Source organism: Acidaminococcus sp. (genome assembly GCF_057597765.1).
This window is the reverse complement of the sequence record NZ_DBMBXK010000012.1, coordinates 29458-56062: the sequence shown is the minus strand read 5'-3', so window position 1 is coordinate 56062 and position 26605 is coordinate 29458. Positions and strand designations below refer to the sequence as shown.

General features: G+C 51.6%; 28 protein-coding genes and 3 pseudogenes. 9 read left to right on the top strand and 22 right to left on the bottom strand.

Annotation, left to right across the window (positions count from 1 at the left end; genetic code table 11):
• Window positions 1-128 precede the first annotated feature (128 nt).
• Together mutT and ACZOF8_RS08800 are read right to left on the bottom strand one after the other, a co-directional pair.
• Entirely contained in the window at window positions 129-533 is a 405-nt protein-coding gene (gene mutT, locus ACZOF8_RS08805; protein ID WP_487426790.1) for an 8-oxo-dGTP diphosphatase MutT, read from the bottom strand.
• A 711-nt stretch (window positions 534-1244) separates the two neighbouring features.
• Window positions 1245-1706: an Lrp/AsnC family transcriptional regulator gene (locus ACZOF8_RS08800; protein ID WP_022488291.1), complete on the bottom strand. Its 462-nt coding sequence runs from the start codon at window positions 1704-1706 to the stop codon at window positions 1245-1247.
• A 136-nt stretch (window positions 1707-1842) separates the two neighbouring features.
• Here ACZOF8_RS08800 and ACZOF8_RS08795 point away from each other — a divergent pair, with 136 nt between their 5' ends.
• The 3 genes from ACZOF8_RS08795 (at window position 1843) to ACZOF8_RS08785 (ending at window position 3793) form a co-directional block, all read left to right on the top strand.
• Window positions 1843-2703 (top strand): MBL fold metallo-hydrolase, encoded by an 861-nt coding sequence (locus ACZOF8_RS08795; RefSeq protein ID WP_154488276.1) that lies wholly within the window; start codon window positions 1843-1845, stop codon window positions 2701-2703.
• Window positions 2704-3252: 549 nt separating this feature from the next.
• Window positions 3253-3522, top strand: coding sequence for a type II toxin-antitoxin system RelB/DinJ family antitoxin (locus ACZOF8_RS08790; RefSeq protein WP_154488275.1), 270 nt, complete (start codon window positions 3253-3255; stop codon window positions 3520-3522).
• Window positions 3515-3793, top strand: a complete 279-nt coding sequence (locus ACZOF8_RS08785; protein ID WP_154488274.1) for a type II toxin-antitoxin system YafQ family toxin — start codon at window positions 3515-3517, stop codon at window positions 3791-3793. The genes ACZOF8_RS08790 and ACZOF8_RS08785 overlap by 8 nt, the downstream gene beginning before the upstream one ends.
• Before the next feature lie 269 nt (window positions 3794-4062).
• Here ACZOF8_RS08785 and ACZOF8_RS08780 read toward each other — a convergent pair whose 3' ends face one another.
• Entirely contained in the window at window positions 4063-4488 is a 426-nt protein-coding gene (locus ACZOF8_RS08780; protein WP_487426788.1) for a hypothetical protein, read from the bottom strand.
• A 69-nt stretch (window positions 4489-4557) separates the two neighbouring features.
• Window positions 4558-4665: pseudogene (locus ACZOF8_RS08775) on the bottom strand (ATP-grasp domain-containing protein); the annotation flags it as partial.
• 395 nt (window positions 4666-5060) lie between these two features.
• Here ACZOF8_RS08775 and ACZOF8_RS08770 point away from each other — a divergent pair.
• The 3 genes and pseudogenes from ACZOF8_RS08770 to ACZOF8_RS08760 all read left to right on the top strand — a co-directional run.
• Window positions 5061-5213, top strand: a pseudogene (locus ACZOF8_RS08770) (DUF1659 domain-containing protein); the annotation flags it as partial.
• Window positions 5214-5227: 14 nt separating this feature from the next.
• A pseudogene (locus ACZOF8_RS08765) lies at window positions 5228-5413 on the top strand (DUF2922 domain-containing protein); the annotation flags it as partial.
• A 46-nt stretch (window positions 5414-5459) separates the two neighbouring features.
• The gene (locus tag ACZOF8_RS08760; protein ID WP_083236257.1) at window positions 5460-5609 is read left to right on the top strand and encodes a YvrJ family protein; all 150 of its coding nucleotides are present in this window, start codon (window positions 5460-5462) and stop codon (window positions 5607-5609) included.
• Window positions 5610-5740: 131 nt separating this feature from the next.
• Here ACZOF8_RS08760 and ACZOF8_RS08755 read toward each other — a convergent pair whose 3' ends face one another.
• Complete coding sequence (locus ACZOF8_RS08755) at window positions 5741-6541, bottom strand: DAPG hydrolase family protein (protein ID WP_022488296.1); 801 nt, start codon at window positions 6539-6541, stop codon at window positions 5741-5743.
• 107 nt (window positions 6542-6648) lie between these two features.
• On the opposite strand from ACZOF8_RS08755, the gene ACZOF8_RS08750 reads away from it, so the two are divergent.
• The gene (locus ACZOF8_RS08750) at window positions 6649-7203 is read left to right on the top strand and encodes a TetR/AcrR family transcriptional regulator (RefSeq protein WP_022488297.1); all 555 of its coding nucleotides are present in this window, start codon (window positions 6649-6651) and stop codon (window positions 7201-7203) included.
• Between the two features lie 92 nt (window positions 7204-7295).
• Here the strand turns inward: ACZOF8_RS08750 and ACZOF8_RS08745 are convergent, their stop codons facing one another.
• The 12 genes from ACZOF8_RS08745 to ACZOF8_RS08690 all read right to left on the bottom strand — a co-directional run bounded on the left by ACZOF8_RS08745 (window position 7296) and on the right by ACZOF8_RS08690 (window position 14447).
• Window positions 7296-7598 carry a nucleotidyltransferase domain-containing protein gene (locus tag ACZOF8_RS08745; protein ID WP_487426787.1) on the bottom strand — a complete coding sequence of 101 codons (303 nt, stop codon included), beginning with the start codon at window positions 7596-7598 and terminating at the stop codon, window positions 7296-7298.
• Window positions 7577-7903, bottom strand: coding sequence for a hypothetical protein (locus ACZOF8_RS08740; protein WP_487426791.1), 327 nt, complete (start codon window positions 7901-7903; stop codon window positions 7577-7579). The genes ACZOF8_RS08745 and ACZOF8_RS08740 overlap by 22 nt, the downstream gene beginning before the upstream one ends.
• A gap of 261 nt (window positions 7904-8164) precedes the next feature.
• Complete coding sequence (locus ACZOF8_RS08735; protein ID WP_487426785.1) at window positions 8165-8869, bottom strand: radical SAM protein; 705 nt, start codon at window positions 8867-8869, stop codon at window positions 8165-8167.
• Between the two features lie 298 nt (window positions 8870-9167).
• Window positions 9168-9449 carry a peptide deformylase gene (locus ACZOF8_RS08730; protein WP_022487524.1) on the bottom strand — a complete coding sequence of 94 codons (282 nt, stop codon included), beginning with the start codon at window positions 9447-9449 and terminating at the stop codon, window positions 9168-9170.
• A 448-nt stretch (window positions 9450-9897) separates the two neighbouring features.
• Entirely contained in the window at window positions 9898-10239 is a 342-nt protein-coding gene (locus ACZOF8_RS08725) for a hypothetical protein (protein ID WP_154488270.1), read from the bottom strand.
• A 438-nt stretch (window positions 10240-10677) separates the two neighbouring features.
• On the bottom strand, window positions 10678-10920 hold the full coding sequence (locus ACZOF8_RS08720; RefSeq protein WP_154488269.1) for a hypothetical protein: 243 nt from the start codon (window positions 10918-10920) through the stop codon (window positions 10678-10680).
• Between the two features lie 94 nt (window positions 10921-11014).
• Window positions 11015-11548, bottom strand: a complete 534-nt coding sequence (locus ACZOF8_RS08715) for a hypothetical protein (RefSeq protein WP_154488268.1) — start codon at window positions 11546-11548, stop codon at window positions 11015-11017.
• Window positions 11538-11882 carry a DUF8054 domain-containing protein gene (locus tag ACZOF8_RS08710; RefSeq protein ID WP_487426784.1) on the bottom strand — a complete coding sequence of 115 codons (345 nt, stop codon included), beginning with the start codon at window positions 11880-11882 and terminating at the stop codon, window positions 11538-11540. Before ACZOF8_RS08710 ends, ACZOF8_RS08715 begins: the two co-directional genes overlap by 11 nt.
• Before the next feature lie 305 nt (window positions 11883-12187).
• Window positions 12188-12691 carry a flavin reductase gene (locus tag ACZOF8_RS08705; RefSeq protein ID WP_487426783.1) on the bottom strand — a complete coding sequence of 168 codons (504 nt, stop codon included), beginning with the start codon at window positions 12689-12691 and terminating at the stop codon, window positions 12188-12190.
• Window positions 12692-12719: 28 nt separating this feature from the next.
• Complete coding sequence (locus ACZOF8_RS08700; RefSeq protein ID WP_022487521.1) at window positions 12720-13364, bottom strand: flavodoxin family protein; 645 nt, start codon at window positions 13362-13364, stop codon at window positions 12720-12722.
• A 75-nt stretch (window positions 13365-13439) separates the two neighbouring features.
• Window positions 13440-13766 (bottom strand): cupin domain-containing protein, encoded by a 327-nt coding sequence (locus ACZOF8_RS08695; protein WP_022487520.1) that lies wholly within the window; start codon window positions 13764-13766, stop codon window positions 13440-13442.
• A 132-nt stretch (window positions 13767-13898) separates the two neighbouring features.
• Window positions 13899-14447 carry a TetR/AcrR family transcriptional regulator C-terminal domain-containing protein gene (locus ACZOF8_RS08690; protein ID WP_487426782.1) on the bottom strand — a complete coding sequence of 183 codons (549 nt, stop codon included), beginning with the start codon at window positions 14445-14447 and terminating at the stop codon, window positions 13899-13901.
• Between the two features lie 477 nt (window positions 14448-14924).
• On the opposite strand from ACZOF8_RS08690, the gene ACZOF8_RS08685 reads away from it, so the two are divergent.
• Entirely contained in the window at window positions 14925-15290 is a 366-nt protein-coding gene (locus ACZOF8_RS08685) for an ACT domain-containing protein (RefSeq protein ID WP_487426781.1), read from the top strand.
• A 508-nt stretch (window positions 15291-15798) separates the two neighbouring features.
• Window positions 15799-16209 (top strand): peptide deformylase, encoded by a 411-nt coding sequence (locus tag ACZOF8_RS08680; protein ID WP_487426779.1) that lies wholly within the window; start codon window positions 15799-15801, stop codon window positions 16207-16209.
• A 417-nt stretch (window positions 16210-16626) separates the two neighbouring features.
• On the opposite strand, the gene ACZOF8_RS08675 is transcribed toward ACZOF8_RS08680, so the two are convergent.
• The 5 genes from ACZOF8_RS08675 to ACZOF8_RS08655 form a co-directional block, all read right to left on the bottom strand.
• Window positions 16627-17040 (bottom strand): amino acid-binding ACT domain protein, encoded by a 414-nt coding sequence (locus ACZOF8_RS08675; RefSeq protein WP_022488105.1) that lies wholly within the window; start codon window positions 17038-17040, stop codon window positions 16627-16629.
• 19 nt (window positions 17041-17059) lie between these two features.
• On the bottom strand, window positions 17060-18100 hold the full coding sequence (locus tag ACZOF8_RS08670; RefSeq protein WP_022488106.1) for a 3-deoxy-7-phosphoheptulonate synthase: 1041 nt from the start codon (window positions 18098-18100) through the stop codon (window positions 17060-17062).
• 519 nt (window positions 18101-18619) lie between these two features.
• On the bottom strand, window positions 18620-21547 hold the full coding sequence (locus ACZOF8_RS08665) for an insulinase family protein (RefSeq protein WP_487426778.1): 2928 nt from the start codon (window positions 21545-21547) through the stop codon (window positions 18620-18622).
• An 86-nt stretch (window positions 21548-21633) separates the two neighbouring features.
• The gene (locus tag ACZOF8_RS08660) at window positions 21634-25410 is read right to left on the bottom strand and encodes a phosphoribosylformylglycinamidine synthase (protein ID WP_487426776.1); all 3777 of its coding nucleotides are present in this window, start codon (window positions 25408-25410) and stop codon (window positions 21634-21636) included.
• A gap of 11 nt (window positions 25411-25421) precedes the next feature.
• Window positions 25422-26603 carry a GNAT family N-acetyltransferase gene (locus ACZOF8_RS08655; protein WP_487426775.1) on the bottom strand — a complete coding sequence of 394 codons (1182 nt, stop codon included), beginning with the start codon at window positions 26601-26603 and terminating at the stop codon, window positions 25422-25424.
• Window positions 26604-26605: the final 2 nt, after the last annotated feature.

Below are 26605 nucleotides of genomic sequence, written 5' to 3'. Positions count from 1 at the left end.
CGCCACAAGCGACAGCTTGAACATCACATGGAAAATCTGACTGGCGGCACCCCTCCCGTCAGATACCTACCCTGTGTAGTCCCTTGTAAACTGTACTTTATTGTATTATTAATAAACCGCAACAACTTTTAATCAGATAAATTATTGGCCAAGTATTTCCGCAGCTCCCCCACCACAACCCGATCCGCCGGCAGCCAATCCACACTATCCAGCTCATCATAAGAAAGCCACCGAGCAGCTTCGTGTTCCAATAAGGTCAAATTGCCCCGTTCTACTTTGCAGAGGAAACACTGCATGGAAAGATGGAAGGTGGGATAGTCGTATTCAACAGTGGTGAGAAGCTTTTCCACCTGGATTTCCGTGGCCATTTCTTCCTTGATCTCCCGTTTGAGGGCCTCTTCCGGTGTTTCCCCGGGCTTGATTTTGCCGCCAGGAAATTCCCAGCCATCTTTGAATTCTCCATATCCCCGTTGGGTGGCGAAGACTTTGTCCTGGTTGATAATCAGCGCAGCCACTACTTGCACCGTTTTCAAAGCCATCTCCCCTTTTCCCCATATTTACAATACATTTTATTATACCATGGACGCTATGTAAAATTTAGGATAACTAAAAAAAGCCCGGGCAGGAACTCCCACCACGGACCATCTCTCTTGCCGTACCCTTTCCTGCGAGCAAGTTTTCCTGTATCTGAATGTAAATTCACTTCATAACAAAAGCGCCCTAAAAAGCTCTTTTTTCTTTCCTGATTTGCAAAGTTTTACGTGCGTTGTTTGGCATACACAATATGTAGTTATCTTCTTCCAATAGGCCACTATATCTTGCGTTTGGTAGTAAAACAGGTGTTCTTTTATTGTACATTTGTTTCTATCATCCCCAGTTTATGCGCCTCTCCAGGCCCATGCACCTCGTAGTGCCGTGGCAAATAAAAAGTATCCTAGTCATGGACACAAAACTCCCTTCTATGCCAAAATATGCCGAATTAATGCGGATTTTCGGGTTTCACCTGTTCACGGAGAAAAGGACATAATTTTGCAAAAAACGGCACAACTTTCCCCGTTGCAGTAGTAAAAATAGTAGTAAAACGGACTGTTCTTACTACTGCACTTTTTGTGGGGTGAAATGTTCTCTGTTATTATAGCAGATAAATAGTATCACTGTCGGCTTTGGTGTTTGGGAAAGCCTGACGGAAACCACACAAAATCTTATGTCTGCAGATAGTGAGTGTGTCTGTTACAGAAAAAAAATCATTCATCACCTTCAGAGAGTAAGATGTCCCTTAATACCAATTCGATTTCATAATCCCCCCATTTTTGGATTGTGTCAATAAATTCCTGCAATTCTGCCTCGTCCGTAAAATAACTGTCGATGGATAGTGTTTGAGCACCAGTTATCTGATAACAGTGGTTGATATGGCTGTGGCACTGAGTAAGATAATCCAACAGGGACTTCATAAAACCGCTGTGTGGGGTTATTTTTATAAGGGCATGTGTTTTATAACCATATATGGGGCAGTTGACATTCACGGTATAGTGATGGACAACGCCCAAATCAGTCAGGCGGTCAAGACGATTCTTGACCGCCTGACTGGTTAAGTGAACGCGTTTTCCCAGTTCAGTCATGGAAATTCTGGCCTCTTTATGCAGAATGCTGAGGATTTCATGGTCAGTTTTGTCAATTTTTTTGTTGTTGGCAGGTAAAAAATTCATGGCAATGCTCCTAACTTGAAAACTTGAAAATTTCAAGTGATTTGTATGCATCTCTTGAAATCCTGTATCGTAAGTAAAATTCTAGCAAAGTATAATCACAATGTAAATTAAATTGTGATTCAGAGGAGGAAATGAAATGAAGTGGAGAAAAACTTTAATGGCTGCATTCTTGGGAATGACGATGATGACGGGCAGTGCCTTTGCACAGGTTTCTTACCAGCATGTACGCAATGCTACGGGCAAATTGGCGTACAACGATACGGTATTTTTGATAGACCCCATGCTGGCAGAAAAAGGCCGTTATGAAGGCTTTGCTGGTTCTTTTAACAGTGAGGTGCGCAATCCCAAGGTGGACTTGCCCGAATCAAAGGAGGATGTATTAAAGAATGTTGATGCGTTAATTGTCACGCATACCCATCTTGACCATTGGGATGAAGTAGCTCAGCAGTTCATCAACAAAGATATTCCTGTATTTGTGCAGGATGATAAGGACGCTACTGAAATTCGCAAGGAAGGTTTCCGCAATGTTCAGGTGCTGGATCGGGATATCGAGTTCCAAGGGGTGCGCCTGACCAGAGTAGAAGGCACGCATGGTACGGAAGAGATGTATGCCAATCCCGCTTATAGCGTACTGCTCGGAGAAAGTATGGGCGTGGTCTTTGCTGCTCCCGGTGAAAAAACTACTTACCTGATGGGCGATACGGTCTGGACGGCCCGGGTTGATAAAACGCTACAAAATCGTCAGCCCGATATTCTAATTATGAATACTGGTTATGCTAAGTCCATCTGCTACAATGATTCCATTATTATGGGTACAGAAGATGTAGGCAGAGCGGCAACGAGAATGCCAAAGGCCAAAATTGTAGCGGTGCATATGGATGCCATTAACCATTGCACAGTATCACGCAAAAATATGCGCGACTTTGTCCATAGCAGAAAGTTAGACAAACAGGTAGCTGTACCGGATGATGGACAGATCATAAATTTTGATAAATAAGAACGTAACAAAGTGAGCTGTTGCATGTGAAATCGCGTGCAACAGCGTGATAAAATGGGGCTGTTGCACGTAATGTGACGTGCAGCAGTCCTTTTTCATGTACAAAAAGATAATCCCGGGGCTTAAATACCTCGGGCTGTTGCCGGATAATTACAGAGCAGGCCCGCAATCTTCTTAAGACGGCGGGCCTGCTTTTTTGCCCTCTGGGCGGCCGGGGATGGGCTCCCCTGCGGGGAGCCCCTACCACGTTGACGTCGGTGGCTCGTGCATCTGGCGGGCCTCCCGGCGTGAGGCCCCTACGGCATCGCAATGGACCATTTGCACCTTCCGTCCCGCTCTGCACTCTTCGCTCTTCACTCTGCACTTAGCTTTGGCAACCGGATTACCTTGGGCTGGATCTCGCCCACCTGCTCCAGTTCTTTCCGTTATATCCCTATTGTCTTCCAAAAAAACTGACAAAAAGAAGACTTGCAGGCACGCGATAAAAAGTAATTTTCTTTACATTTTCCTTAATTAACGTTACAATAGCTATGAAAGGAGATGATTGCTATGTCCGATACAAAGACCCTGAATCTTCGTGTCGATGCGGATCTGAAGCATCAGGCGGAATTGATTTTTTCTGACCTTGGTATTCCTACCTCTACGGCCATCAATATGTTCCTGCGTTCGGTTGTACGTCATGGAGGAATTCCTTTTGACTTGCGTCTTTCTGCCAACCAACTGGAGACTCTGCAGGCAATCGATGACGTAAATCATCATCGGAACCTGAGTAAAACCTATGATTCCGTAAAAGACCTTATGGAGGATCTGAATGCTTAAGATCCGCTACCGCAAGCAATTCAAAAAGGATTATAAAAGGACTGTCCAGCGTCCAGGACATAAACCAGAGCTTTTCCAGGATGTTCTTGAAATCCTGGTTAAAGAACAGGTACTGCCGGTTAAATATCGAGATCATGCCTTGTCTGGAGATTATATCGGATTCTGGGAATGCCATATACTGCCGGATTGGCTGCTGATTTACAAAATCGAAGAAGATATCCTGACATTGACTCTCACCCGTACAGGAAGCCACAGTGATTTGTTCGGATAATCAGCAGGTACTCTTTGTGACACAATATTTACCAAGATAAAATCCCTGTTGATAAAATGGGCTGACCTCCAATCATCAAGAATAGCTCCATGTCTTTTCTTGCAAAAAAAGGTCCGCAATCTTCTCAAGACTGCGGACCTGCTTTTTTTGCCCTCTGGGCGGCCGGGACGGGCTCCCCTCCGGGTAGCCCCTACGCCGTTGGGGTCAAAGAACCAACGGAAAATCAGAGAAACGGGATCGTCGAAACATCCGTTTTTAAGACGGCTGGATCAAACATTCGATTGCAGCGCCGTAGGGGCGTGCCGCAGGCCCGCCCTTCCCCGGCCCTCCCGGAGGGTTCTGTTCGGGAAAATCCCCTGGATTTTTGTCCTTTTGTTTTCCTGAACGCTGCTGTAAAATAGTATATCAACGATACCTTTCAATAAATGCCTCATAAAATCGCTACGCCGGCCTAGATCTTCAATATCTGCATCAATGAAAGCCTGTAAATCTTTTTTCATCATTTCATAAAGATGCTGGGATACTAAAGGATCCGAATAGACAGTATGCACCATGTCACCATATACACCACAAGTAATGGCATCATATGGCCGACAGCGTTCCAATGTTATGCGGCACGAACCTTCATATTCTTCATCCTGAAGAATGATTCCACCCTCTGAACCAATAAGATCATTTTTAATTGACTTCCACATTTCATTTTCTCCCTTACTCGGTTCGCAAAAATAATTCATGATAGGCGGTTATCTCAACAGCTCAGATATTTAAAAATCTTCATACTCATCCTTCGTCCCGGTCAATTCTGCCCACCGGGCTGCCAGAAGTTTTGCATAGTCAACATAGAACAGCCCGTAACTCCCCAGTGCATATCCAAACTTTCATTTTGTTCACTTCCCTTGCTTTCTGGTGATATCCAAATCTTTCTTATTCTCAGTATATCATATGAGCTGTGCAAAAAAGTGGACAGAAAGCAGGCCCGCAATCACTACGACTGCGGGCCTGCTTTTTTTGCCCTCTGGGCGGCCGGTAGGGGCTCCCCTGTGGGGAGCCCCTACGGCGTTGGGGGCGGTCCCTCTCGTTTGATCGATTGGATGGTGATTACGTGAGAACCGGCGTTGGCAGCCGGCCCGCATGGGCCGCCTCCTTACACTCTCTGTCCTGAATCATCTTGTAAACAAAGGAGGAATGAACCAATGGCAGCAGCGAAAGACCTGACTGCAGTGACCCTGCAGCTGGAAATCAGCAACGGGGTGGACAAAATGACCAGCCCAAATTCAAGAACATCAGCTATGACAACCTGGACACCAAGGCCACAGCGGGCCAGCTGGCGGAAATGGGCAAAGAATTCGGCGGGCTGATGGAAGAAGCTCCCCACGGACTGTACGTGGTGGAACGGCATCAGCTCACGGAAAAAGCGTAAAGGAGGCATGACAGATGGCAGATTCCCGGAAATTGGACCTGATTTTCAAAGACAGCAAAAAAGCCACCAAGAACATCCGCATCCCCAATCCCCGTACGGACGTGGATAAGGAAGCGGTGCTCCCGGTGATGGAAAAAGTATTGGAAAGCAAGATTTTCCTCTCCCGGAACAACCTTCCGGTGGAAACCGTCCAGGCAGCCAAGGTGACGGACGTACAGGACCTGTTGGCGGACCCGGCCGCTGACCATGGACGACCTGACCCTGCTGGCCGGCCAGGCTGCTCAGTACGGCTTCCCCATGGTCATCTCCTGGTACCTGTTGGTACGGATGGAAGAGAAACTGGAGAACCTGACCCAGAGCATCGAACGGCTGCGCATGGCAGTGAAGATGGAATAGAGAAAAAGCGTGCTGCGAAAAAAAATCGCAGCACGCTTTTTTGTCAATGGTCAAGAGAGATATCGGACCGGCTCTTGCGGGCCTATCAGATTTAAGATGTCAGACCGGCCCTACCGGACCTGACGTCTTGTTCAAAAATTCTCCTTATTCTCCCTGTAAACTTCCGGCAAAATAGCGGCCAGGTTGGTAAATTCCTTGATATTGTGGGCAAAAAGGCCCCGAGCCACTTCCACCGGTACCGAATCCCCTTCCGGCAGAGCCTTGATAATCTCCCCCTGGTGCAGGGCATATCCAATCCAGAACCGGGAGCAGAACAGGACACCCTCTTTATACGGGAACCATTTATGGGTCATGGCCGCCCCGCAATCCCCTGCCCCAATGGCGCAGACCAAGGACTGACAGGCTGCAGTCCCCATCAGGGATTCATCATACCCGAAATCTCTGGGCCGCTTGAACTGCAAATGCAGGAAGGACGGTCCGAAGCCGATATCTTCCATAATGTAATGATCCACATCCCAAGTCTTTTGGGAAACAGGGACGGAAGGGTCGCAAACGTATGCCGCATTGTTGGCACGGGCAAAATAATGATCCTCCGGGTCCCAGATTTTGTAACGGAGGTCAGAGCCTACGCTGTGCCAGGGGAACCACCAGTCCAGCATATCGCCGGTCACTCCGGGCATATAGGTTGCATTGCAGACAAACCCTGTCCCGTCAGCAGCCACGCCATAGCCCACCTGACAGAATTCCTTGTCCATCCCCTGGAGGAAACGGTTCCGCTCTGCAAAAGGAACGGCAGGGACCGGAGAAGGTTCCTCGATCAGGGCCAGTTTCGCAGCCGGCACCTCCGTCATTTTCCGCTGGAACAGGGGATAATAGGAAAGGGTTTTCTCTTCCTTGCTGACGCCCACTTTTTTCCCAGTATACAATGTCATAAAAAGACCGCCTTTCTTGTTCTATTTGCTGACTTGTGATACGATTGTATCACAGTAAGCAGGCTCCAACTACCCACTCCTGGGATATAGAACAGAAAGGCGTAAAAATGTATCATATTGCAAATGATCCCCGGGCCAGGAAAAGTGCGGAACTGATTGCCCAAAGCGTCCTGGCTCTTTCCAAGAACAAACCGGCCGACCGGCTTTCCATTGCAGCCATCCAGCGGGCATCCTCGGTCAGCCGCAGCACTTTTTACCGTCTCTTCGACACCCCGGTAGATGTGCTGCTTTGGCAGATGGACCAACTTTTTGCCGGTTTTGTCAGGGAATTGCCCAAACAAGGAACCCGGAAAGCCGTTCTTTTCTCGTTTTTCCAAACCATTATGGAACATGCAGAATTGTTCGCCGCACTGGAAAAATGCAACCGGCTGGATGCCCTGGCCCAGAATCATCGGCGGTATTTCAAAGATATGGGCTCTTTGCTCGGCATTCCTTCCCAACTGGAAGAGGCAAGTCGAGAATACCTCATTGACATCATGAGTTACCTGCTGCCGGTTGCCATTTCCACCTGGATCCATCGGGGACAAAAAGATACTCCCGAAGAAGTCTATCACTACTTTTGGCAAAGCATCCGTACCATCGCCAACCTGGATGCATTGTAAGCCGGAGGGGAATAAGACGTCAGAAACGGTCCTGCGAGCCTTGAGATGTCAGACGTCAGCTTTGTTCTGACTAAGTAGAAAGACCGATCTGCTCATCGCCAACCAGCTGACGTCTGACATCTGATAGGCCCGGATGAGCCGGTCTGACTTCTTTCTATTCCATCCTCTAAACCAAACGTGTAAGGCAATTGACTGTCTTCCAATGCCGTCTGCAAAGGAGTGAGTATATCTGTTTTACTGGCAATCGCCAAATCCACATCCGAAGTTGTTTTGTAATCTCCTCTGGCTCTGGAACCAAATAGTTTGACCCATGATAACGTATCTCGAAATCGGTCAAAAATGCGGCCGGGATGGGCTTCCCTGCGGGGAGCCCCTACACCATTGGGGTCGGGCACTCTCGTTTGATCTGTTGGACGATGACAATATGGGCATCGGGGGTACGATAAAAAACGAAACTCCCTGCCCTCCCTGGTCCCCCGACCCTGACGCTGTAGGGGCGCGCCGCAGGCCCGCCCTTCCCGGCCGTCGGTTTTCCCACGTTCAGAAGCATCTGCCCCCGGCAGATGGTCTCCTTCTTCCCAAAGTCACTCTCCTCCGGCAGCCATCTGGCCCTGATGATATCCCCGGTTTCAGAACGGATGACCATTGGTTTTATCCTGACGATTTTTCCAATTAGATTTTCCAGACCCTCTATGCTCATGGTTCTTTTCCTTTTCTACCGTTTTTAGAATATTGTCTTTCCAACTTTTCCTGCAAATCCTATTCTCTAATGAATATTATGTGTATTGTCAAAGAATAATTGCAAACATACATAGTTAAATACAGTATAACATATTATCATGGTGCCATGGTGCTGGGAACGGTGCGGCTCTCCTTCCATTACCGTGGAGTCCATCCTTTGTTTCCATAAAAATGGAAGCTGTGAAAAAATGGGCATCCCATTTTTCACGGCTCCCTGTATTCATGCGCCAAGGCTCTTTTGCAGCTTCCCGGCAATCGCCTCCAGTCTGTCCTGGGGAAGTCCCAGTACTTTGTCGAAGGGGGCTTCCGGAGTGACGACCTGGAGCACATCCGGCTTGATGGCAGCTACGGCATCTCGGAAGACACTGAGGGATGCGGAATCGTCGCTGTACCCTCTGACTACAGTGATTTCCAGGTGGAAGCGGCCCGGGTAGGATTTCCGGAATTCTGCCATATTCTCAATATGCTGACGGACCGTATAGCCTGCAAGAGGTCTCTGGGCTTTCTGGAAAGCTTCTTCCCGGCCCATTTTCAGTTCACCGATTACTTCTTCACAGGTGCCGGCGAGGGCCGCGTACTTCTGGTTTCCGTACAGATAGCCATTCGACAGGAGGCGAACAGGGACATTTTCCTTGTGGATGGTATGGATCACCTTTTCTAGGCCTATTAGAAGCAGTGCCTCGCCCAGTGAATTGATGAAAACCAGGTCCGGCTTCACCGCACGGATCTTCTGCTGCAGGTCCAGAATGGCCGCGTCCAGATTCCCCACATTCACCGGGTCCTGGGTCTGCTGATGGGGCAGCTTCCGGCTCACAGGGCAGAAAATGCAGTTAAAATTGCAGTATTTGCCAGGGAACAGGTTCAGTTCGAGAATGGTTTTCCCGTTTTCTTCATAGGGATCTTTGTAAAAAAATGATTCCATCATGACCTCCTGTAATAAAAAATGCCGCATCCTCATCTGCTAAGACCTGACGATGGGGATACGGCCCTACTTCTGACGACTCGGCAGCCGTCAGCACCGGATTTTTCAGTTACCGAAAGAGATTATAGCAGATTCTCCTTCTAAATTCAAAGGAAATTAGAAAAATTGGTTTTTGCAGATTGCTAGCGTTCATTTTCCTGGTACTCAGTCCTGTATCAGTCCCTCAAACCCATGGCTCTCGCCTGTTCCAGGTCTTTCTGTGACTGTTTGGCCGGATATCTGTCGACCGCTGACAAGACTGTTAAATCAATACGCCCTCCAAATGATCCACTTCATGCTGGATAATCTCTGCCGGGGAATCTTTGAAAGTCTTTTTCTGCTTTTTGAATTTCATATCCTGGAATTCCACTTTGATTTCCTGATACCTGGTGACTTTTCGGGTCCCTGTGAGAGACAGACAGCCTTCTTCTGTTTCGTAAGGCCCTTTCTTCTGTGTGATTGCCGGGTTGAACATCACCAGGTCCATGATTCCCAGGCTCACCACAATGATGGTCTTTGGTACTCCGATCATATTGGCTGCCATTGCGAGAAAACAAAATAAAAAAGCCTTGGCAGGAACTCCCACCACGGCTATCTTTCTTGCTGCAATCTTATACGAGCAAGTTTTTCTCTATCTGAATGTAAATTTATTTCATTACAAAAGTAACCCAAGAAGAGCTTTTTTCTCCCATTATTTGCAATGTTTTATGAACAGTTTGGGGCATACACAAGATGTGGTTGTTCGTAATTTATTAGCTACCATATCTTGTATTCAGCAGTAAAACGGACTGTTCTTACTACTGCACTTTTTGTGGGGTGAAATTTTCTCTGTTATTATAGCAGAAAAGGAGGGGGTATGGGCAGGCGGGAATGAGTCGAATGTGAAGAATACCGGCCCGTAGGGGGCGCCCGGAGAGCAGAATTTTCTTACACTCGTCCAACCGTGCATAATAATCACTCTGCAGAAGTTGGAGTGCATAAATCGATGATTTTTATCTAAAGATATCCTTCAAGTCTTTAAACTGATATTTAATAATGCCAAGTATTCTTTCATTCGAACCATGATATTTTTCTACTTCTAATATATCTAAAGCTGCTATAGCGTATTCTGCTACAACTCCGCCATAACTTGCAAAATCCGTACCTTTGGCAATCTCTTTTAAAAGACTAACGCACTCATCAGATCTATTATTATAGATGATGGCAGCTATAATACCAATGATTTTAGTTTCCGGTGATCCCTTTAAATATTGTAAAAGAACATTGGAATCTCCACGTTTGAGACCCGCAAATATATTCTGTGTTTTTTCTTGTTTTAATTGTGTTGATTTCATTTTCTCCAACACCTCGATTTTTTATATGCAGTCTTTTTAATTTTCTACTTCCTGAAGGTTTTTCTTGCTTTATGTTCATTATAGCAAATGCCCTATCCAAAAATCACGACAGAAAAAAGCCCGTAATCCCTCGACTGCAGGCCTGCTTTTTGCCCCCTGGGCGGCCGGGGATGGGCTTCCCTGCGGGGAGCCCCTACACCGTTGGGGTCATAGGTTCGTGCATCTAACGGGAACGCCGGGCCTGCGAGTCCTACGGCATTGCAATGGCTCGCGGCTCGTCTTTCTGCACCCAACTCCGACGCAGACGTGGTAGGGGTTCAACCAAGGCAAATCAATCCTGGCCACCACAAACTCAAAGTCAAAGATTCAGAATTAGGAATGCCAGTTTTCCTGTCTTTCGCCAGGTCAATCATGGATGTTCACCGTAATCTTTTTTGTTCAATACCAGAGAACCGTATATTTTTCAGGGTAAAATCCCTGTTTGTAAAATTTATGAATCGTTAAAACTGCATGCCTTGCATAAGCATCCCACTTCTGTGGATCTCGTTGAACCAGTTCTAGTTCGCCGGTTGTTTTATCGATAGCAATCAATCCATACCCGTATTCATTCTCTTTACCTTCTGGGACATATTTATAGGCAACTTTTTCCTCCGTAATTTCCTGCAAAAATAAATCGACCATTTTGCTATGCTCCTGCTTGACACGCCTTACCCTGGCCGGCCAGCGGCCGAAAGTCTTTATTCGATTGAGGTCCTAGTAACTGAGTGGCGAAGATTTACAATCCTATCGTTGGGTCTGCCCCATACCAGGTTTCAACATCCCGTTTACGATTGTCTTCAGTATGATCGTTCCAGACTGCGTTATCAATCCAGGATATCCCAAACACATAGCGCTCTGTTTGTGTATTCCTGTCAATCAAGAAAGCCATTCCATTAGCCAGATAATCTGAATCATAGTCATATTCATTGGAGAACCGCTTGCCATCGACATATCCTCCCTCACATTCAAGGCCGATGGACATTTTAAACCCGCAATCATTATAAAAGCTTTGACATTCCAGCCGATCACCACTTTCCGGCGTTCTTTCATAGGATAAACCAGTTTCAAAAACACATGCCAGGGTATGATTCTCTCCATCAGGGATAAAATGGATGGCAATCTGATATCTTCCCAGAACATGAGGACACATTCCTTCCAAATTCCTTCCCCTTTGTGCAACATAGGGGATTGGTTTTCCATCGACCAGGATTTTGATCTCACCAAAAGGTGTTAGAAGCGTTTTCGTTTTCTTTCCATCATCAGCCGTCATTAAATTCACCGTCCTCCTGTAAATACTTTGGCACCAGGAGACACTTATCCCCATGAGATCGAGCCCCACATTGCCGGCATTCTATGGTGAGGCAGGATTCCGATTTTTCAAATCTTACCGTTAAGGGTCCACCGCACTTGGGACATTTTAAATTTTCAACATCTTGGGCAGACCCATAAAAAATCGTATTTTCCAATTCGTCCCATGGATTCAATGAAGCACCTTTTTCCTGTTCAATAGAGTAGATTTGATGATCCGTCAGACTCTTAACCTGCTGTGAAGGTCCAACATATCTTACCTTCATTTTTCTCTCCCTCTGGTTCTTTTTACCCACAGCTGAATTTATCTTCCTGCGTTATGTCATTATAGCAAATGCCCTATCCAAAAATCCCGATAGAAAAAGGTCCGCAATCTTCTCAAGATTGCGGACCTGCTTTTTTGCCCCCTGGGCGGCCGGGATGGGCTTCCCTGCGGGTAGCCCCTACACCGTTGGGGTCGGGCACTCTCGTTTGATCTGTTGGACGGTGACAATATGGGAATCGGGGGTGCGATAAAAAACGAAACTCCCTGCCCTCCCTGGTCCCCCGACCCTGACGGAGATTATGATTATGTGAAGCTTATAGGATTGATGGCCGGGATTTACCGGATGGTCTCGATGATTTCTCCGATATACATCGTGTGCGGCACACGGCCTTTGGTATAGAATCCTTCGATGACATCCGCTGGCATTTGCCCCAGCTGAAGCTCATGGCGGTAGATTTTCCGGATGACAAAAGTAATCTCTGCTTCTTTGTAGGTCACGCCATGCTCCAGATGTTTTGGGGTGAGACCGCTGGCCTTTGCTTTATCCATATCCCGGCCGGATTTGCTTCCCATGATACCGAGAGCTTTCTGATACTTCTTGTTGTCAAAGAACGAGACAGTGTAGTAGTCGCTCTTTTCCATGAAACCATACGTATAACGCGCCGGATTGACAAATACTGCGCAGACATTCTTCCCCTTGTGAGGCATACACCAGAGTGTTCCCAGCATACCCCAGCTAATCGTCATCGAATTGAAGGCACCTTTATCGCCGGCGGTCAGGATGCCCCACTGGTCATCAAAGAGTTTGAAAATCTCTGGCTGAAAATCTTTTGTATTCATAAAAGTTTATCCTTTCACAACAAAACAGTTACTGCTGACTGGCCAGTCTCTTTCCAAGATCAAATGCCGCCTGCAGGTCTTTCGGGAATTGCTCGGCGTGATGCGCTTTCTTTTTCGTTTCATCCCACGATGCCATACGGTATCGGCTGTAATCCGGTACCTGCAGCGTATCGCAGGAAGCCAGTATTTCCGTTTTCCCGTTCAGGAAATGGAACGGCCAGAAGTATTCTTCCATGCGCGGTTTGTAGTGCTCATCGTAGTAGTTCTGGTCTGCATTCATCGTAAGGATAATGCCGACATCGATTTTTCCCGTAAACGTGCTCTTATAATCATCATAGGATAGTGCCGGAAAGGTCGAGCGGACCATAAAGGAACGGACCTCGCCCGTTGGTTCCCCGAAGTAAATTGGCGAGCCGATGATAATTGCATCTGCCTCATAGACTTTCTCCAGCGTTTCCGTCAAGCCGTCCTTCCAATAGCATTTCCAAGGCACGGCAATCTTTTTATTCTTACATGCCAGGCAGCTGCGACAGTCGGTAAAGTTCAGATTATATAAGTCAATAGTCTCGACGCTGGCTCCGGCAGAAACAGCACCTTCCCTGGCAGATGCCAGGAGTTTTGCAGTGTTGTTGTTCTTCCGGGGGCCACCATCCAGTATCAGTATCTTTTTCATAGGAATCTCTCCTCCTCTATGATTTTTTGTTGATATCGCCAATGTACTCATAACCGCAGGCCGCGCAAAAATAGATTATGCTTCGCCGTCACACGGATCGTCGACGTAATCAACTTCCGCATAGCCAGCGCAAAGTGTGATTTGATGTTTCTTATTGCCTGGGATGACGTATGTATCGCCCTGCTGATACGTCCTGGTTGCGCCATCCATTGTCAACAGGCATTTACCGCTGACAACAATTGTCCACTGTTCCGCATGGGCATGCTCTGGGAAATGGACTTCTTTTTCCGCACTGACGAAGTAGACCGTGCCTGTAGACGTATGGTCCACGCGAACCGTCAGCCCTTCTATACCATAGTCACGTTGTGGAACATGGCGGATGATTTCTGGAAAAACAGACATATGGATAATCCTCCTGAGTAAGTTTCTTGTTTTTTTCAACTGAATTATAGCACGGGAGAAAGGCAGAATCTCGTTAGAAAATCGTGTGTTTCTAAACGAACTTGTCATTTTGTGCAGAATGCCAACCTGCCATTAAAGCAGACGCTTCTTTAATGGTTCTGGCATGGCGAGGACAAGCAGTTCGATAAAATTATCGAGAGGAATTTTTTGCCCACCAATAAACCAGTCCTGAATCATCTCAGAGATAGAACGCATATAGTACTTAGCCAAAAAATCGATTTCTGTAGGAAGTGCATCTTCTTTACCTAAAATACGCAGGCGCTCACGCAGTAAATCAATGGCGTAGTCATTAGTCGCATAGCGGAAGGAGGTCTGCCCTGCTGTGTTTTTCAACGCATTTAGGAAAAATGACTGTTTATCCGAAAGGGTAGTGCAGAATACACGCAACGCATCACGCCAGCTGATTTTATTGCCGAGTTGGCTGAAAGCCGGCTCAATTTCTTTGTTATAGATAGAAGCCAGTAGTACATATTTATCCGCAAAATGATTATAAAAGGTTGTCGTTGTCATGCCGCAGTTGGTGACAATTTCTTTGACCGAAATCTTGTCAACGGATTTCTTCCCAGCAAGTTCAATGAGGGAAGCAGCCAATAACTGCTTCGTGGTAGGCCGTTCAATCATAAAAGTCTCCCCTTCATTCATGGATGAAAATAGTAAAACGGGTTCTTCCTACTGCCAAACTTTTTGTAGGGTGAAACTTTCCCTATAATTTATAATTATAGCAGAAAAGAGGGGGATGGGCAGGTGGGAAATGGGGCATAAGTGCAGAGTGAAGAGCGCAGAGTGCAGAGCATCCCCCTGGGCGGCCGGGACGGGCTCCCCTGCGGGGAGCCCCTACGCCGTTGGGGTCAAAGAACCAACGGAAAATCAGAGCAACGGGATCGTCGAAATATTCGTTTTTAAGACGGCTGGATCAAACGTTCGATTGCAGCGCTGTAGGGGCGAGCCGCAGGCCCGCCCTTCTCCGGCCTCCCGGAGGGTTCCCTTCGGGGTAAATCTGTATGATCTTTTTCTTCTCCTCTATCTTGCTTTCTTTTCTCACTGCCGATATACTAAATTATTAATGACATTTCATATTTAACTGCAAAGGAGCCTGCCATGGAACTGAAAAAAATCCCTTATAATCTGACGGTATGCAAGGTCAGCCAGCTGTCCGATATCCGTTTGGATGCTGATTTTTATTTTATTGGAAAAACCGATGAGGAACTGTCCCTGGTTTGCCGGACGAAAGATGCTCCTCTCCAGACTCTGGAACGGGATGATGGCTGGAAAGGGTTCCGGATCCAGGGCATCCTGGATTTTTCTCTGATTGGGATCCTGTCCCAGGTGTCCGGCATCCTGGCCGAACACAAGATCAGTATTTTCGCCGTTTCCACGTTCAATACCGATTACATCCTGGTGAAAAAGGAAAACTTCGACCGATCTCTGGAAGTGCTGACGGAAGCCGGATATACGGTTGTTTGAAAGAAGCTTCGGGCCCCCTGGGCGGCCGGGACGGGCTTCCCTGCAGGGAGCCCCTACCACGTTGGGGGCAGAGGATTTCCTTCGTTCGGTATGACTTGGTTGGCGTAGGGATGATTATCATTACGCCCGTACATTCGGTGTGTTTGCGGGCCTCCCGGCGTGAGGCCCCTACGGTGCCGATTTATGCACCAAAATACGGGCCGTGCACAAAGCCATAGGGACGGCAGGCCCGCTCATCGAAGATTCGATGAAAGCCGAAACTCCCTGCCTCCCCGTTTCTCCGACCCTGACGCTGTAGGGGCGAGCCCCGGGCCCGCCCTTCCCGGCCACCCGACGGGTATCCATTCGGGAAAAATCCCCTGGATTTTTGTCCTTTTGTTTTCCTGGATGTTACTGCAACAGGTTGAATTTATCCTATCTATGGTCTATCATTGATTCATCAAACTTTAAGGATGATTGTTCTTTCAAAAAATCAGAATCTTTTCCTGCAAGAAAGAAGGTATCCGTTATGATCAAAGAAATCGTCCACGATATTGTTTTCCTCCAGCAAAAAGCCCTTCCTGCTTTTCCCGGAGACCGGCAGACGGCCCTGGACCTGCTGGACACGCTGGCCGCCCATCGGCAGGAATGTGTGGGCATGGCTGCCAATATGATCGGAGTCCCCAAAGCCATTATCGTAGTGAATCTGGGGATGATGGATCTGATCATGTTCAATCCGGTGATTCTCAAAAAGAAACATCCCTACGAAACCGAAGAAGGCTGCCTGTCCCTATCCGGAACCCGAAAAACCACCCGGTACAGGGAAATCCAGGTAGAATTCCAGGATATGGAATTCAAAAAGCAAAAACCGACATTCAAAGATTTTACGGCAGAAATCATCCAGCACGAGGTGGATCATTTGCAGGGAATTGTGATATAAAAGAACGGATACAATATAGTCTGTACAAAAAAAGGCCCGCAGTCGATGTGACTGCGGGCCTGATTTTTTTGCGACCTGGGGGGCCGGGATGGAAGGAAAGATGGATGGAACCCGTAACCGGTTTCCTCTGAATAAGGACGCAGCTGACGCTGCTAACCCACCACCAGCCTATCGGCCGGTCCCCCGCCCTTGTAAAGGGCGGATAGTGGGTACGCGGGCTTACGCCCTGGCACCCACATAAAGCAATGGGGCAAAGCCCCGAGCGTATATCCGCCCTTTTCAAGGGCGGGGGACCGTTGCGCTTGCGCAATGGTGGTGGGTTAGCAGCCCCTGGCTGCGTTTCCCTTCAGAACCATCTGCCTCCGGCAGATGGTCTCCTTCTGCGTAAGACGGAAAAGCAACCCCTGCCCTGTTCCCTCAGAACCGGTCCAGCAGAGTATACCCTTTTCCCTGGAGGAAGGTTTCAGTTTCGGGTTCGTCGGTTTTCAGCACCACAATAGGGCTGGAGGTTTTCCGGTCGAAGGAGATGTACAGGTACCGGACGAACACGTTGGCGTCTTTCAGATGGGTCAGGATCTTGTCCAGGGTCCCGGGTTGGTCGCTGCCCATGTCCACAGCCAGCACATAGTCGATCCGGCACTGGTAGCCGGCTTTCTGGAGCACCTCCAGGGCCTTGTCCGGATTGTCCACGATCAGCCGGATGATGCCAAATTCGGCGCTGTCGGTGGCCAGCATGGTGTAGATGTTGATGTTCTCCCGGGCCAGGTCGTTGGTGATCTTCCCCAGAGCCCCTTTATGGTTGGCTGCAAAAAGCGAAATCTGTTTCAGCATGGTACTTCCTCCCTGTTTCTCAATAATCCACCCGGCCGGCCAGTTCCAAAATCAGATCTTTGGTTTTGGCCCAGCCCAGGCAGGGATCGGTGATGGATTTTCCGTAGACCCCTTCGCCGATTTTCTGGCTGCCGTCTTCGATGTAGCTTTCGATCATCAGGCCCTTCACCATCTTTTTCAGGTCCGGGTTCATATGGCGGCTGTAGAGCACGTCGTTGGAGATCCGGATCTGTTCCAGGTACTTTTTCCCGGAATTGGCGTGGTTGGCGTCGATGACCACCGCCGGGTTCACCAGATCCCGTTTCCCGTATTCCTCGTGGAGCCGGACCAGGTCTTCATAATGGTAGTTGGGCAGGCTCTTGCCGAACTTGTCCACATACCCCCGAAGGATGGCATGGGCCAGCGGGTTCCCTTTGGTCCGGACTTCCCAGCCCCGGAACAGGAACTGCTGCTCATGCTGGGCGGCGGCAATGGAGTTGAGCATAACGGAAATGTCCCCGGAAGTGGGGTTCTTCATCCCCACCGGGATCCCCACCCCGCTGGCCATCATCCGGTGGAGCTGGTCTTCCACGGACCGGGCCCCGATGGCCGCATAGGAAATCAGGTCGGACAGGTACCGGTGGTTTTCCGGGTAAAGGATCTCTTCAGCACAGGTGAAGCCGGTTTCCCGGATCACCCGGATGTGCATGTTCCGGCAGGCGATGATCCCGGCCAGCATGTCCTCCTTCCCTTCCGGGTCGGGCTGGTGGGCCATGCCTTTGTACCCCACCCCAATGGTCCGGGGCTTGTTGGTGTAGACCCGGGGAATGATGTACAGGGTATCCTTCACCTGTTCCTGGACTTCTGCCAACCGGTGGCAGTAGTCCACCACAGCGTCCTCATTGTCCGCAGAACAGGGACCGATGATCAGCAAAAAACGGTTGTCCTTCCCGGTGAGGATGTCCCGGATCTCCCCATCCCGGCGCCGTTTGGTCTCATAAATGGCCGGCTCCACAGGATGTTCCACCTTCAGTTCCTGGGGAGAAGGCATTTTCCGGATGAATTCCATTTCCAGTTCCATTGTATCCCTCCGTTTGGTGTAAATTGTATTCATTATACCACAAATTTGCAACAAGGACGATTGTATCTGTAAAAATTACAAAAGATACAATCATCCTTGTTGCTGTCAATGGTCAATGGTCAATTGTCAATGGGCGAAGGAAGGGACCCGGTGCACGGGTCCCCTTGAGAAAAACGCAGCTGTCGCTGCTAACCCACCACCAGCCTTGCGGCTGGTCCCCCGCCCTTGAAAAGGGCGGATAGTGACACTAGGGCATAGCCCGCGTGTCACAAAAGCAATGGGGCGGAGCCCCGAGCGTATATCCGCCCTTGTAAAGGGCGGATATACGCTCGGGGCTAACGGCCCATTGCATAAGACAGGGGCAAGGGCGTAAGCCCGCGTACCTGTTATCCGCCCTTTTCAAGGGCGGGGGACCGTTGCGCTTGCGGAATGGTGGTGGGTTAGCAGCCCCCTGGGCTGCGTTTCCCTTCAAAACCATCTGCCCCCGGCAGATGGTCTCCTTCACCCGCTGACTGCCTTTTACGCCTTGATCACCTGTTCAAACAATCCCTTGTTTTCCTGGATCTTCCCTTCTCCCCCGACTACGCACAGGTAGCCGTCGGAGAGCACGTCCCGTACCAGGGGCGCCAGGGCCCGGATGTCTTCGGCTGTGCAGTCGATAATCTGGTCCCGCTTTTTCTGGGCGATGGCTTCCGGGGTCCCCTTCATCTGGGCGGTGATGGCCTTTTCCAGGTGCATGGCCGGGGTAAGGGGCGTATCCACCAGGCTGATGGTGCCGATCACGTACTTGGTCATTTCCCGGTCGGAGGCCTGGAATTTTTCCAGGTAGTCCGGCAGATCCCGGTAGGCCTGAAGGCTTTCCGCCAGTTTGGGATCCCGGTAGCTGGACAGGTAGAAGGTGCCGCTGGGATCGAACCGGGTGCCGGCCCCGTAGGCCCCGCCCTGGACCCGGATCTTGGTCCACAGGTACCCGTACCGGAGGATGGTTTCCAGCACTTTCATGGCTCCCGTATAGTGGTAGCCGTGGTCATGGAAATTGCCCCCGGCCAGTACATACTGGACCTTCCCGGAGGTGGTGATCCCTTCGTTCTTCCCGGGAGCCGTCAGAACGGGCATGGCCTTCCCTGCATAGGGGGAATGGGGCAACTGGGCGGTAAAGGCTTCCATCCTGGCCAGGGCTTCCTGTTCCATGTCCTTGTCGCAGGACAGGGACTGGAGCTGGGCATCCTGGTGGAAGAAGGCGGGCACCAGAGCCTTCAGGTTGGCCGCCACTTCATCGGCCTTTTCGTCGAAATGGGCCCACAGATCCTGGAGGAACTGGTAATAGGTCAGCTGGTCGTGTTCCATGCTCCGGGCGGATTTGGAGAAGTAGCTCATAAGCCGCAGGGTGGCCACGGTCATCCCCCGGGCAAAAAAGTTGTTGTCCCAGTCGGTCTTCACTTCGCTGATGATTTCCTTCAGCCGCTTTTTGTCCTCCACATGGCTCCGGAGGGCGATGCTGCTGAGGATATCGAACAGCTTGTCCTCGTTCTTTTCCAGTACCTTGGCGGACACCTTGAACACGTTCCGGTAGGTGTTGGTGTCGTTGTACCGGCTGTAAGGCTTCACTTCAAAGTTCAGGCCTCCCAGGTACAGATCCGCCAGGGTGGTCAGTTCCTCATAGGAATAATCGTCGGTGTCCACCTTCCCCAGCACGTCGGTGAGAAGGTAAGCATAGCACAGCTTGTCTTCCGGCAGACCGGTAAGATCGAAGCACCAGTCGAAATAGGCGATCTTGTTGGTGAACTGATGGAGCACCAGATGGGTGTGGTCCCCCGCTTCCGTTACCTGGGGATGCTCGAAATCGTTTTTCCGGGTAATGTCGGACCGCTGGAGGAGCGGGATGGAGGCCAAGGCTTCCGGGGTGTCGGGGGCTGCCTGCCGGGCATGGAGCTCGTCGGCGATGGCTTCCACTTCCTTCAGCTGGTCTGCATCCATCTGGCTCTTCTTTTCCGCCATGGCCTGGGCGAACTGTTCCGCGTCCCGGGCTTCCTTCCCCGGTTCCGGGGTCAGGGTCACCAGGCATTTTTGGGTGTTGTCCAGAAGTACGCTTTCGATGAGCTGTTCATAATATCCCTTGTCGATGGCGCTCCGGAGGAAGTCCAGGCAGTCGGTGAACCGAAGACAGGCGGTGGGGTCTCCTCCGTAGAGCCAGGTTTCCATTACGTTCAGCCCGTAGATCAGGCCTTTGGGATAGATGTTGAAATCCGCTTCCCGCATCTTGAATTCTTCGGAGTTCAGTTCCGCTTCCAGGAGCCGGCGGGGAATCCCGTTCCGGGACAGATCCTGGAGGGTCCGGTACAGCACCTTTACGAACTGGTCTTCCTTGTCCGGGTCGGAACCGCTGACTTCCACAGAAAACACCGGCTGGAGCTGGGAGCCGTTCAGGCTGCCGGACACGTCGCTGCCGATGCCTGCCCGGAGCAGGGCCAGCCGCAGGGGAGCGTTGTTCCCGTCCAGGAGCACATGGGTCAAAAGCTTCAGGGCCATAATCCGCTTCTGGTCCAGGGCGGACCCCACCACGATGTTCATGGACAGGTAGGTCTTTTTGGCCGTGTCATCCCCTTCCGGCACCGGGTAGGAGGCTTTCACTTCCCGGGTCTGGTCGAAGGGAGCCTGGAGGGGGATTTCCACCTTCAGGGTGCCGGTCTTGGGGAACCGGCTGAGATATTCCCGGTCCATGTAGTCCAGCCAGTCGGCGATGTCCACATCCCCGTACAGGTAGATGTAGGCGTTTTCCGGGCTGTAGTATTTTTTGTGGAAGGCCACGAACCCTTCCTGGGTCAGCTGGGGAATGGCGGAAGGCAGGCCGCCGGATTCGAACCGGTAAGGGGAATCCGGGAACAGGGCCTTCATCACTTCATGTTCCTCGATGGCATCCGGGGAGGAATAGACCCCCTTCATTTCGTTGTACACCACCCCGTTGTAAAGGAGAGGTTTGTCCCCTTCTTTCCCCAGTTCGTAATGCCAGCCTTCCTGGCGGAGGGTAAAGGGGTTCTCTCCGATGAGAGGATAGAACACCGCATCCAGGTACACGTCCACCAGGTTCCGGAAGTCCTTGGCATTCCGGCTGGCCACCGGGTACACAGTTTTGTCCGTGTAGGTCATGGCGTTCAGGAAGGTGTTCAGGGAGCCTTTCACCAGTTCCACGAAAGGTTCCTTCAGACGGTATTTCCGGCTGCCGCAAAGGACGGAATGTTCGGTGATGTGGGCCACCCCGGTGTCGTCCTGGCTGGGAGTCCGGAAGCCGATAGTGAACACCTTGTTGTCGTCTTTTGAGGACAGGTAGAACAGTTTGGCCCCGCTGGCCTCATGGATCATTTCGTAAGCCGTGGCTTCGATATCCGGCAGAGGGGTGATTTTTTGTACGGCAAAGCCGTGGAGTTTCGTTCCAACAGAAAGTTCCATGCAGAATCTTCTCCTTTGTTTTCTTTTCTATTAAGGGCAAAAGAAAGGGGAGCTGCCCCTGGCAGTCTCCCCTTCCCTGTTGAATCTTACTTGAAGTACTGCACGCCGCCCAGGAACAGAGGCTGCAGTTTGTTCCCCGGGATGTTCTTCATGAGACCATCGGTGAACCGTTCGGTGTGGCCCATTTTGCCCAGGACCCGCCCGTCCGGGCTGGTGATGCTTTCAATGGCATACAGGGAGCCGTTGGGGTTGTAGGGGCTTTCCATGGTGGGATCCCCAGCCTGGTTTACATACTGGGTTGCCACCTGGCCGTTGGCAAAGAGTTTCTTGATCTCTTCTTCGGTGGCCACGAACCGGCCTTCCCCGTGAGAAACGGCGATGGTGTGGATGTCTCCCGGTTCAGTGAGGGCCAGCCACGGAGATTTGTTGGAAACCACTTTCGTTTCCACCATCCGGGAAATGTGCCGGCCAATGGTGTTGAAGGTCAGAGTGGGAGAGGTTTCCGTCAGAGGACGGATGTCTCCATAGGGCACCAGACCCAGTTTGATCAGGGCCTGGAAGCCGTTGCAGATCCCCAGTGCCAGGCCGTCCCGGTTATACAACAGGTCCATGACCGCTTCCTTCAGGGACGGATTCCGGAACATGGTGGCAATGAATTTGCCGGAGCCTTCCGGTTCGTCGCTGGCGGAGAACCCGCCGGGGATGGCCAGGATCTGGGCTTCCTTGATCCGTTTGGCCATTTCTTCCACGCTTTCCCTGATGGCGTCCGGAGTCAGGTTACGGATCACGAAGATGTCCGCCTTGGCACCGGCTGCTTCAAAGGCCGCAGCGGTGTCGAATTCGCAGTTCAGGCCCGGGAACACAGGGATGAACACCCGGGGCTGGGCCACGTTGTAGGGAGCGGTGAGAGGCAGGTCGTTCCGGTAGTAGGGCATCCGGCAGATGTCCTTGCCGGAATCCTTCACCACAGAGGGGAATACCCCTTCCAGGGTCCGGGTATAGGCCGCCTTGATTTCGTCCAGGCTGATGGCAGTGTCGTTGACAGTGACTTTTCCATCGTCGGTGAGTTTGCCCAACACCAGGAAGTCACTGCCGGCGAAGACTTTCTCCGCATCGGCACCGGGAGCCAGTTCCACCAGGAAGCCGCCGGGCTGGAGGGTAAACAGGCATTCCTCGTGGAGGAAGGGCTTCACAAAGCCAAAGCCCAGTCCGTTGCCCAGGCACATGGAGGAGATGGCTGCGGCCACGCCCCCTTCTTTCACCACGCCGGCAGTAAGGATCCGTTTGCCCAGGATGGCCTTGTGGACGCTGTCCAGGAGGGTCCGGAGGGCAGGGTAATCCACCACTTCGTGTTCATCGCAGGGTACGGGGATGAACACCACGGTGTTGCCGGCCTGTTTGAATTCGTTGGAGATGGTGTCACGGCCGTCCATGACCCCTACTGCAAAGCAGATCAGGGAAGGCGGGACTTCCAGGTCCATGAAGGTGCCGCTCATGGAGTCTTTGCCGCCGATGGCCGGCAGTTCCAGTTCGCAGCAGGCTTTATAGGCACCCAGGAGAGCGGCGAAAGGCCGGCCCCAGGTATGTTCCGTATGGAGTTTGGGGAAGTATTCCTGCATGGAAAGACGCAGTTTCTTCGGATCGGCGCCCATGGCCGCAGCCCGGCACACGGCTTCCACCACCGCGTACATGGCCCCATGGTACGGGCTCCAGCAGCACACGTTGGGATCATAGCCGCTGGCCATGACGGAGGTGGCGTTGGTCTTGCCGTGGAGTACCGGCAGACGGGCGGCCATGCCTTCGGTGCGGGTCAGCTGGTTCCGGCCGCCGTAGGGCATCAGTACGCTGCCCCGGCCGATGGAGCCGTCGAACCGTTCACCCAGCCCTTCTTCGCTGCACACGTTCAGCCGGTCCAGGTTGGCCAGCCAGGCTTCTTTGATATCCTTCTTCCCTTCCACTTCTGCAGGAGTGCTGTTGAAGGGAGAGGTTTCTTCCACTCCGTCCACTACCACGTTGGATTTCTGGGGAATGCCGTTGGTGTCCAGGAAAGCCCGGGACAGGTCCACGATCTTTTCCCCTCTCCAGTACATCACCAGACGGGGATCTTCCGCCACTTCCGCCACCACCGTGGCTTCCAGGTTTTCCTTGGCGGCAGCGGCCATGAATTTGTCCAGATCTTTGGCAGCGATGCACACCGCCATCCGTTCCTGGGATTCACTGATGGCCAGTTCCGTGCCGTCCAGGCCTTCGTACTTCTTGGGCACCTTGTCCAGGTTGATCACCAGGCCCGGAGCCAGTTCCCCGATGGCCACGGAAACACCGCCGGCCCCGAAGTCGTTGCACCGTTTGATGAGACGGGTCACTTCCGGATTCCGGAACAGCCGCTGGATCTTCCGTTCGTTGGGGGCGTTCCCCTTCTGGACTTCCGCACCGCATTCGCTGAGGGATTTGGTGGTATGTTCCTTGGAGGCACCGGTGGCGCCGCCCATGCCGTCACGGCCGGTACGGCCGCCCAAAAGAACGATCAGATCGCCGGCAGCCGGACGTTCCCGGACTACAGCGTCCCGGGGAGCAGCCCCGATGACAGCCCCCACTTCCATTCTCTTGGCCACGAATTTGGGATGATAGTACTCTTCCACGGATCCGGTGGCCAGACCGATCTGGTTCCCGTAGGAGCTGTACCCGGCAGCGGCACCCAGAGTGATCTTCCGCTGGGGCAGTTTGCCCTTCAGGGTCTGTTCATAGGGAGTCCGGGGATCTGCGGCCCCGGTGACCCGCATGGCCTGGTACACATAGCTCCGGCCGCTGAGGGGATCCCGGATGGCCCCGCCCAGACAGGTGGCAGCGCCCCCGAAAGGTTCTATTTCAGTGGGATGGTTGTGGGTTTCGTTCTTGAACATCACCAGCCAGTCTTCTTTTTTGCCGTCCACGTCAATGGGGGCCACGATGCTGCAGGCGTTGATTTCTTCCGAAGCATCCAGATCGGGGATTTTCCCTTCCTTCTTCAGCTTCTTGGTGGCCAGGCAGGCCATATCCATCAGGGTAATGGGCCGCTGGGTGTCTTTCCCGTAAACGAAATCCCGGTCTTTTTTGTACAGGTCGTAGGCTTCCGCCACCGGCTGGGTGTAGACACCGTCGGTAATGGAAACGTTTTCCAGTTTGGTTTCAAAGGTGGTGTGCCGGCAGTGGTCGGACCAGTAGGTATCCAGCACCTTGATTTCCGTAATGGAAGGATCCCGGTCTTCCTTCTTGAAATATTCCTGGATGAAAGCCAGATCTTCCAGGCTCATGGCCAGTTCCTGTTTGTTCAGGAAGTCTTCCAGGCCCTTTCTGTCCAGGGCACGGAAGCCGTCCAGCACAGCCACCGGTTTGGGCACATCCCAGGTCATGTCCAGGGTGTCAGGCTTGTCGATGGCCGCTTCCTGGGCTTCCACCGGGTTGATGCAGTAGTGTTTGATCTTTTCAAAGTCGGCGTCGGACAGGTCCCCTTCCAGCAGGAACACCTTGGCAGCAGCCACAATGGGCCGCTGGCCCTGGGTGATGGCCTGGATGCACTGAGCGGCAAAATCTTCTCTCTGGTCATACTGGCCGGGGAGCAGTTCCACGGCAAAGCTCCGGAAACCGGCAGGGATCTCCAGTTCTTCGTCCCGGACCACATCCACCGGGGCTTCGCTGAGTACCAGGCTTCTGGCCTGTTGGTATTCTTCGTCGGTGAGCCCTTCCAGGTCGTACCGGTTCACGATCCGGACGCTTTTCAGGTTCTTCAGCCCCAGGGTCTGCTGGAGATCGGAACACAGACCTGCTGCTTCCACAGCATATTCTTTCTTCTTCTCCACAAATACACGTCTAATTTTGTCGCTCATGACAGCCTCCCTTAAAAATACTCGTTGATAAAATTATTCTCCCGCGGGAACAATTTGTCAAGGATTTCCCATGCATTTTCACTGTCCACATAGATCATACCGGCTTTCTGGAGCTGTTCCGGTCCGTAGAGGCCGAAGAACAGCTGGGTGAAGGTCCCCACATCCAGCAGCACCTCCGGGTCGTCCAGGGTGTTCAGCAGCTGGATCCCCTCCCGGGTGAAGTTCAGCTTCACCAGCATGGTGTTGAGGGCGATCTGTTCGTCCTTCAGGGCCAGCACCAGGGTCTTCCCCACCAGGCTCTCCGGTACGGAAAGAGCCTTCAGGCAGGCCGCGGCGTTGATCACCCGGCCCATCATGAAGGGGGCCTCCCGGGGCGCCAGGGCCTGGTCCGGCAATTGGGTCCAGGTCAGGTCGTCTTCCGGCGCCAGCCAGTCCAGGGTCTTGTAGGTGCCCGCCAGCCCCTTGAAGTACTGGAGCAGACGGATTTTGGCCGGGGGTTCTGCAGCAGCCATTTCCTGGACGGTCACTTTGTCTCCCTCTCTATTATACAACGCGTAAGCCTTTGGTGCACCGTCATTCCGGATGATTACCGTCTCAAAATTTTCCTGGGCGGCTGTCAGAAGGGTGTTCTCCCACACCCGGTGGTCCCGGACCACATAGCCGTGGTACCCGGCCATGGCTTTTTCATAGACGGGAGCCACCAGTTTTTCCCCGCTCCGGGTGTCCACCCGTTCCGGTTCGTACCCGTCCAGAGGGTGTCCCGCCAGATCCAGTCCGGCCAGAGGCAGGGTGTAATGCTTCCGGAGATGGGTCCAGGCAAAGCCGTAGGGCTGGTAGATCCCGGCGTAAATGGGCATGAGGATCACAAAAGGCACCTTCAGGGCCCGGAGGGTGGTGAAGGCGGTTTCCATCAGGTCCCCCATCACATGGTGTCCCCGGGCCACCGGATCCGTGGCCACCCCCACAATGTAGGGTACCTTCCAGTCCCGTTCCCGGAGCCGGAGCACATAGGGGTTCAGATGGAGCATGGTCAGCAGCTTCCCGTCCTGGAATCCACCCAGGATCCGGTTCTGCTTCAGGGCATATTCCCCGAAATACCATTCATAAAAAGGCGTCCCCTTCTTTTCAAAGCAGTAATCCCACAGGTCCGCCGCCTGGGACAGGGTATCCTGCTGGAGCAAACGAAAATCCATGG

Bases quoted from the DNA above. Each gene is read 5' to 3' on its own strand.
- ACZOF8_RS08735 (WP_487426785.1), bottom strand. From the start codon at position 8,869: ATGATGGAATCATTTTTTTACAAAGATCCCTATGAAGAAAACGGGAAA.
- ACZOF8_RS08715 (WP_154488268.1), bottom strand. From the start codon at position 11,548: ATGACGGCTGATGATGGAAAGAAAACGAAAACGCTTCTAACACCTTTT.
- ACZOF8_RS08755 (WP_022488296.1), bottom strand. From the start codon at position 6,541: ATGACATTGTATACTGGGAAAAAAGTGGGCGTCAGCAAGGAAGAGAAA.
- ACZOF8_RS08760 (WP_083236257.1), top strand. From the start codon at position 5,460: ATGGACGACCTGACCCTGCTGGCCGGCCAGGCTGCTCAGTACGGCTTC.
- ACZOF8_RS08700 (WP_022487521.1), bottom strand. From the start codon at position 13,364: ATGAAAAAGATACTGATACTGGATGGTGGCCCCCGGAAGAACAACAAC.
- ACZOF8_RS08660 (WP_487426776.1), bottom strand. From the start codon at position 25,410: ATGAGCGACAAAATTAGACGTGTATTTGTGGAGAAGAAGAAAGAATAT.
- ACZOF8_RS08670 (WP_022488106.1), bottom strand. From the start codon at position 18,100: ATGGAACTGGAAATGGAATTCATCCGGAAAATGCCTTCTCCCCAGGAA.
- ACZOF8_RS08790 (WP_154488275.1), top strand. From the start codon at position 3,253: ATGTCCGATACAAAGACCCTGAATCTTCGTGTCGATGCGGATCTGAAG.
- ACZOF8_RS08725 (WP_154488270.1), bottom strand. From the start codon at position 10,239: ATGAAATCAACACAATTAAAACAAGAAAAAACACAGAATATATTTGCG.
- ACZOF8_RS08680 (WP_487426779.1), top strand. From the start codon at position 15,799: ATGATCAAAGAAATCGTCCACGATATTGTTTTCCTCCAGCAAAAAGCC.
- ACZOF8_RS08740 (WP_487426791.1), bottom strand. From the start codon at position 7,903: ATGAGCATAGAGGGTCTGGAAAATCTAATTGGAAAAATCGTCAGGATA.
- ACZOF8_RS08780 (WP_487426788.1), bottom strand. From the start codon at position 4,488: ATGTGGAAGTCAATTAAAAATGATCTTATTGGTTCAGAGGGTGGAATC.
- ACZOF8_RS08665 (WP_487426778.1), bottom strand. From the start codon at position 21,547: ATGGAACTTTCTGTTGGAACGAAACTCCACGGCTTTGCCGTACAAAAA.
- ACZOF8_RS08690 (WP_487426782.1), bottom strand. From the start codon at position 14,447: ATGATTGAACGGCCTACCACGAAGCAGTTATTGGCTGCTTCCCTCATT.
- ACZOF8_RS08720 (WP_154488269.1), bottom strand. From the start codon at position 10,920: ATGGTCGATTTATTTTTGCAGGAAATTACGGAGGAAAAAGTTGCCTAT.
- ACZOF8_RS08695 (WP_022487520.1), bottom strand. From the start codon at position 13,766: ATGTCTGTTTTTCCAGAAATCATCCGCCATGTTCCACAACGTGACTAT.
- ACZOF8_RS08785 (WP_154488274.1), top strand. From the start codon at position 3,515: ATGCTTAAGATCCGCTACCGCAAGCAATTCAAAAAGGATTATAAAAGG.
- ACZOF8_RS08685 (WP_487426781.1), top strand. From the start codon at position 14,925: ATGGAACTGAAAAAAATCCCTTATAATCTGACGGTATGCAAGGTCAGC.
- ACZOF8_RS08730 (WP_022487524.1), bottom strand. From the start codon at position 9,449: ATGGCAGCCAATATGATCGGAGTACCAAAGACCATCATTGTGGTGAGC.
- ACZOF8_RS08705 (WP_487426783.1), bottom strand. From the start codon at position 12,691: ATGAATACAAAAGATTTTCAGCCAGAGATTTTCAAACTCTTTGATGAC.
- ACZOF8_RS08750 (WP_022488297.1), top strand. From the start codon at position 6,649: ATGTATCATATTGCAAATGATCCCCGGGCCAGGAAAAGTGCGGAACTG.
- ACZOF8_RS08655 (WP_487426775.1), bottom strand. From the start codon at position 26,603: ATGGATTTTCGTTTGCTCCAGCAGGATACCCTGTCCCAGGCGGCGGAC.
- ACZOF8_RS08795 (WP_154488276.1), top strand. From the start codon at position 1,843: ATGAAGTGGAGAAAAACTTTAATGGCTGCATTCTTGGGAATGACGATG.
- ACZOF8_RS08800 (WP_022488291.1), bottom strand. From the start codon at position 1,706: ATGAATTTTTTACCTGCCAACAACAAAAAAATTGACAAAACTGACCAT.
- ACZOF8_RS08675 (WP_022488105.1), bottom strand. From the start codon at position 17,040: ATGCTGAAACAGATTTCGCTTTTTGCAGCCAACCATAAAGGGGCTCTG.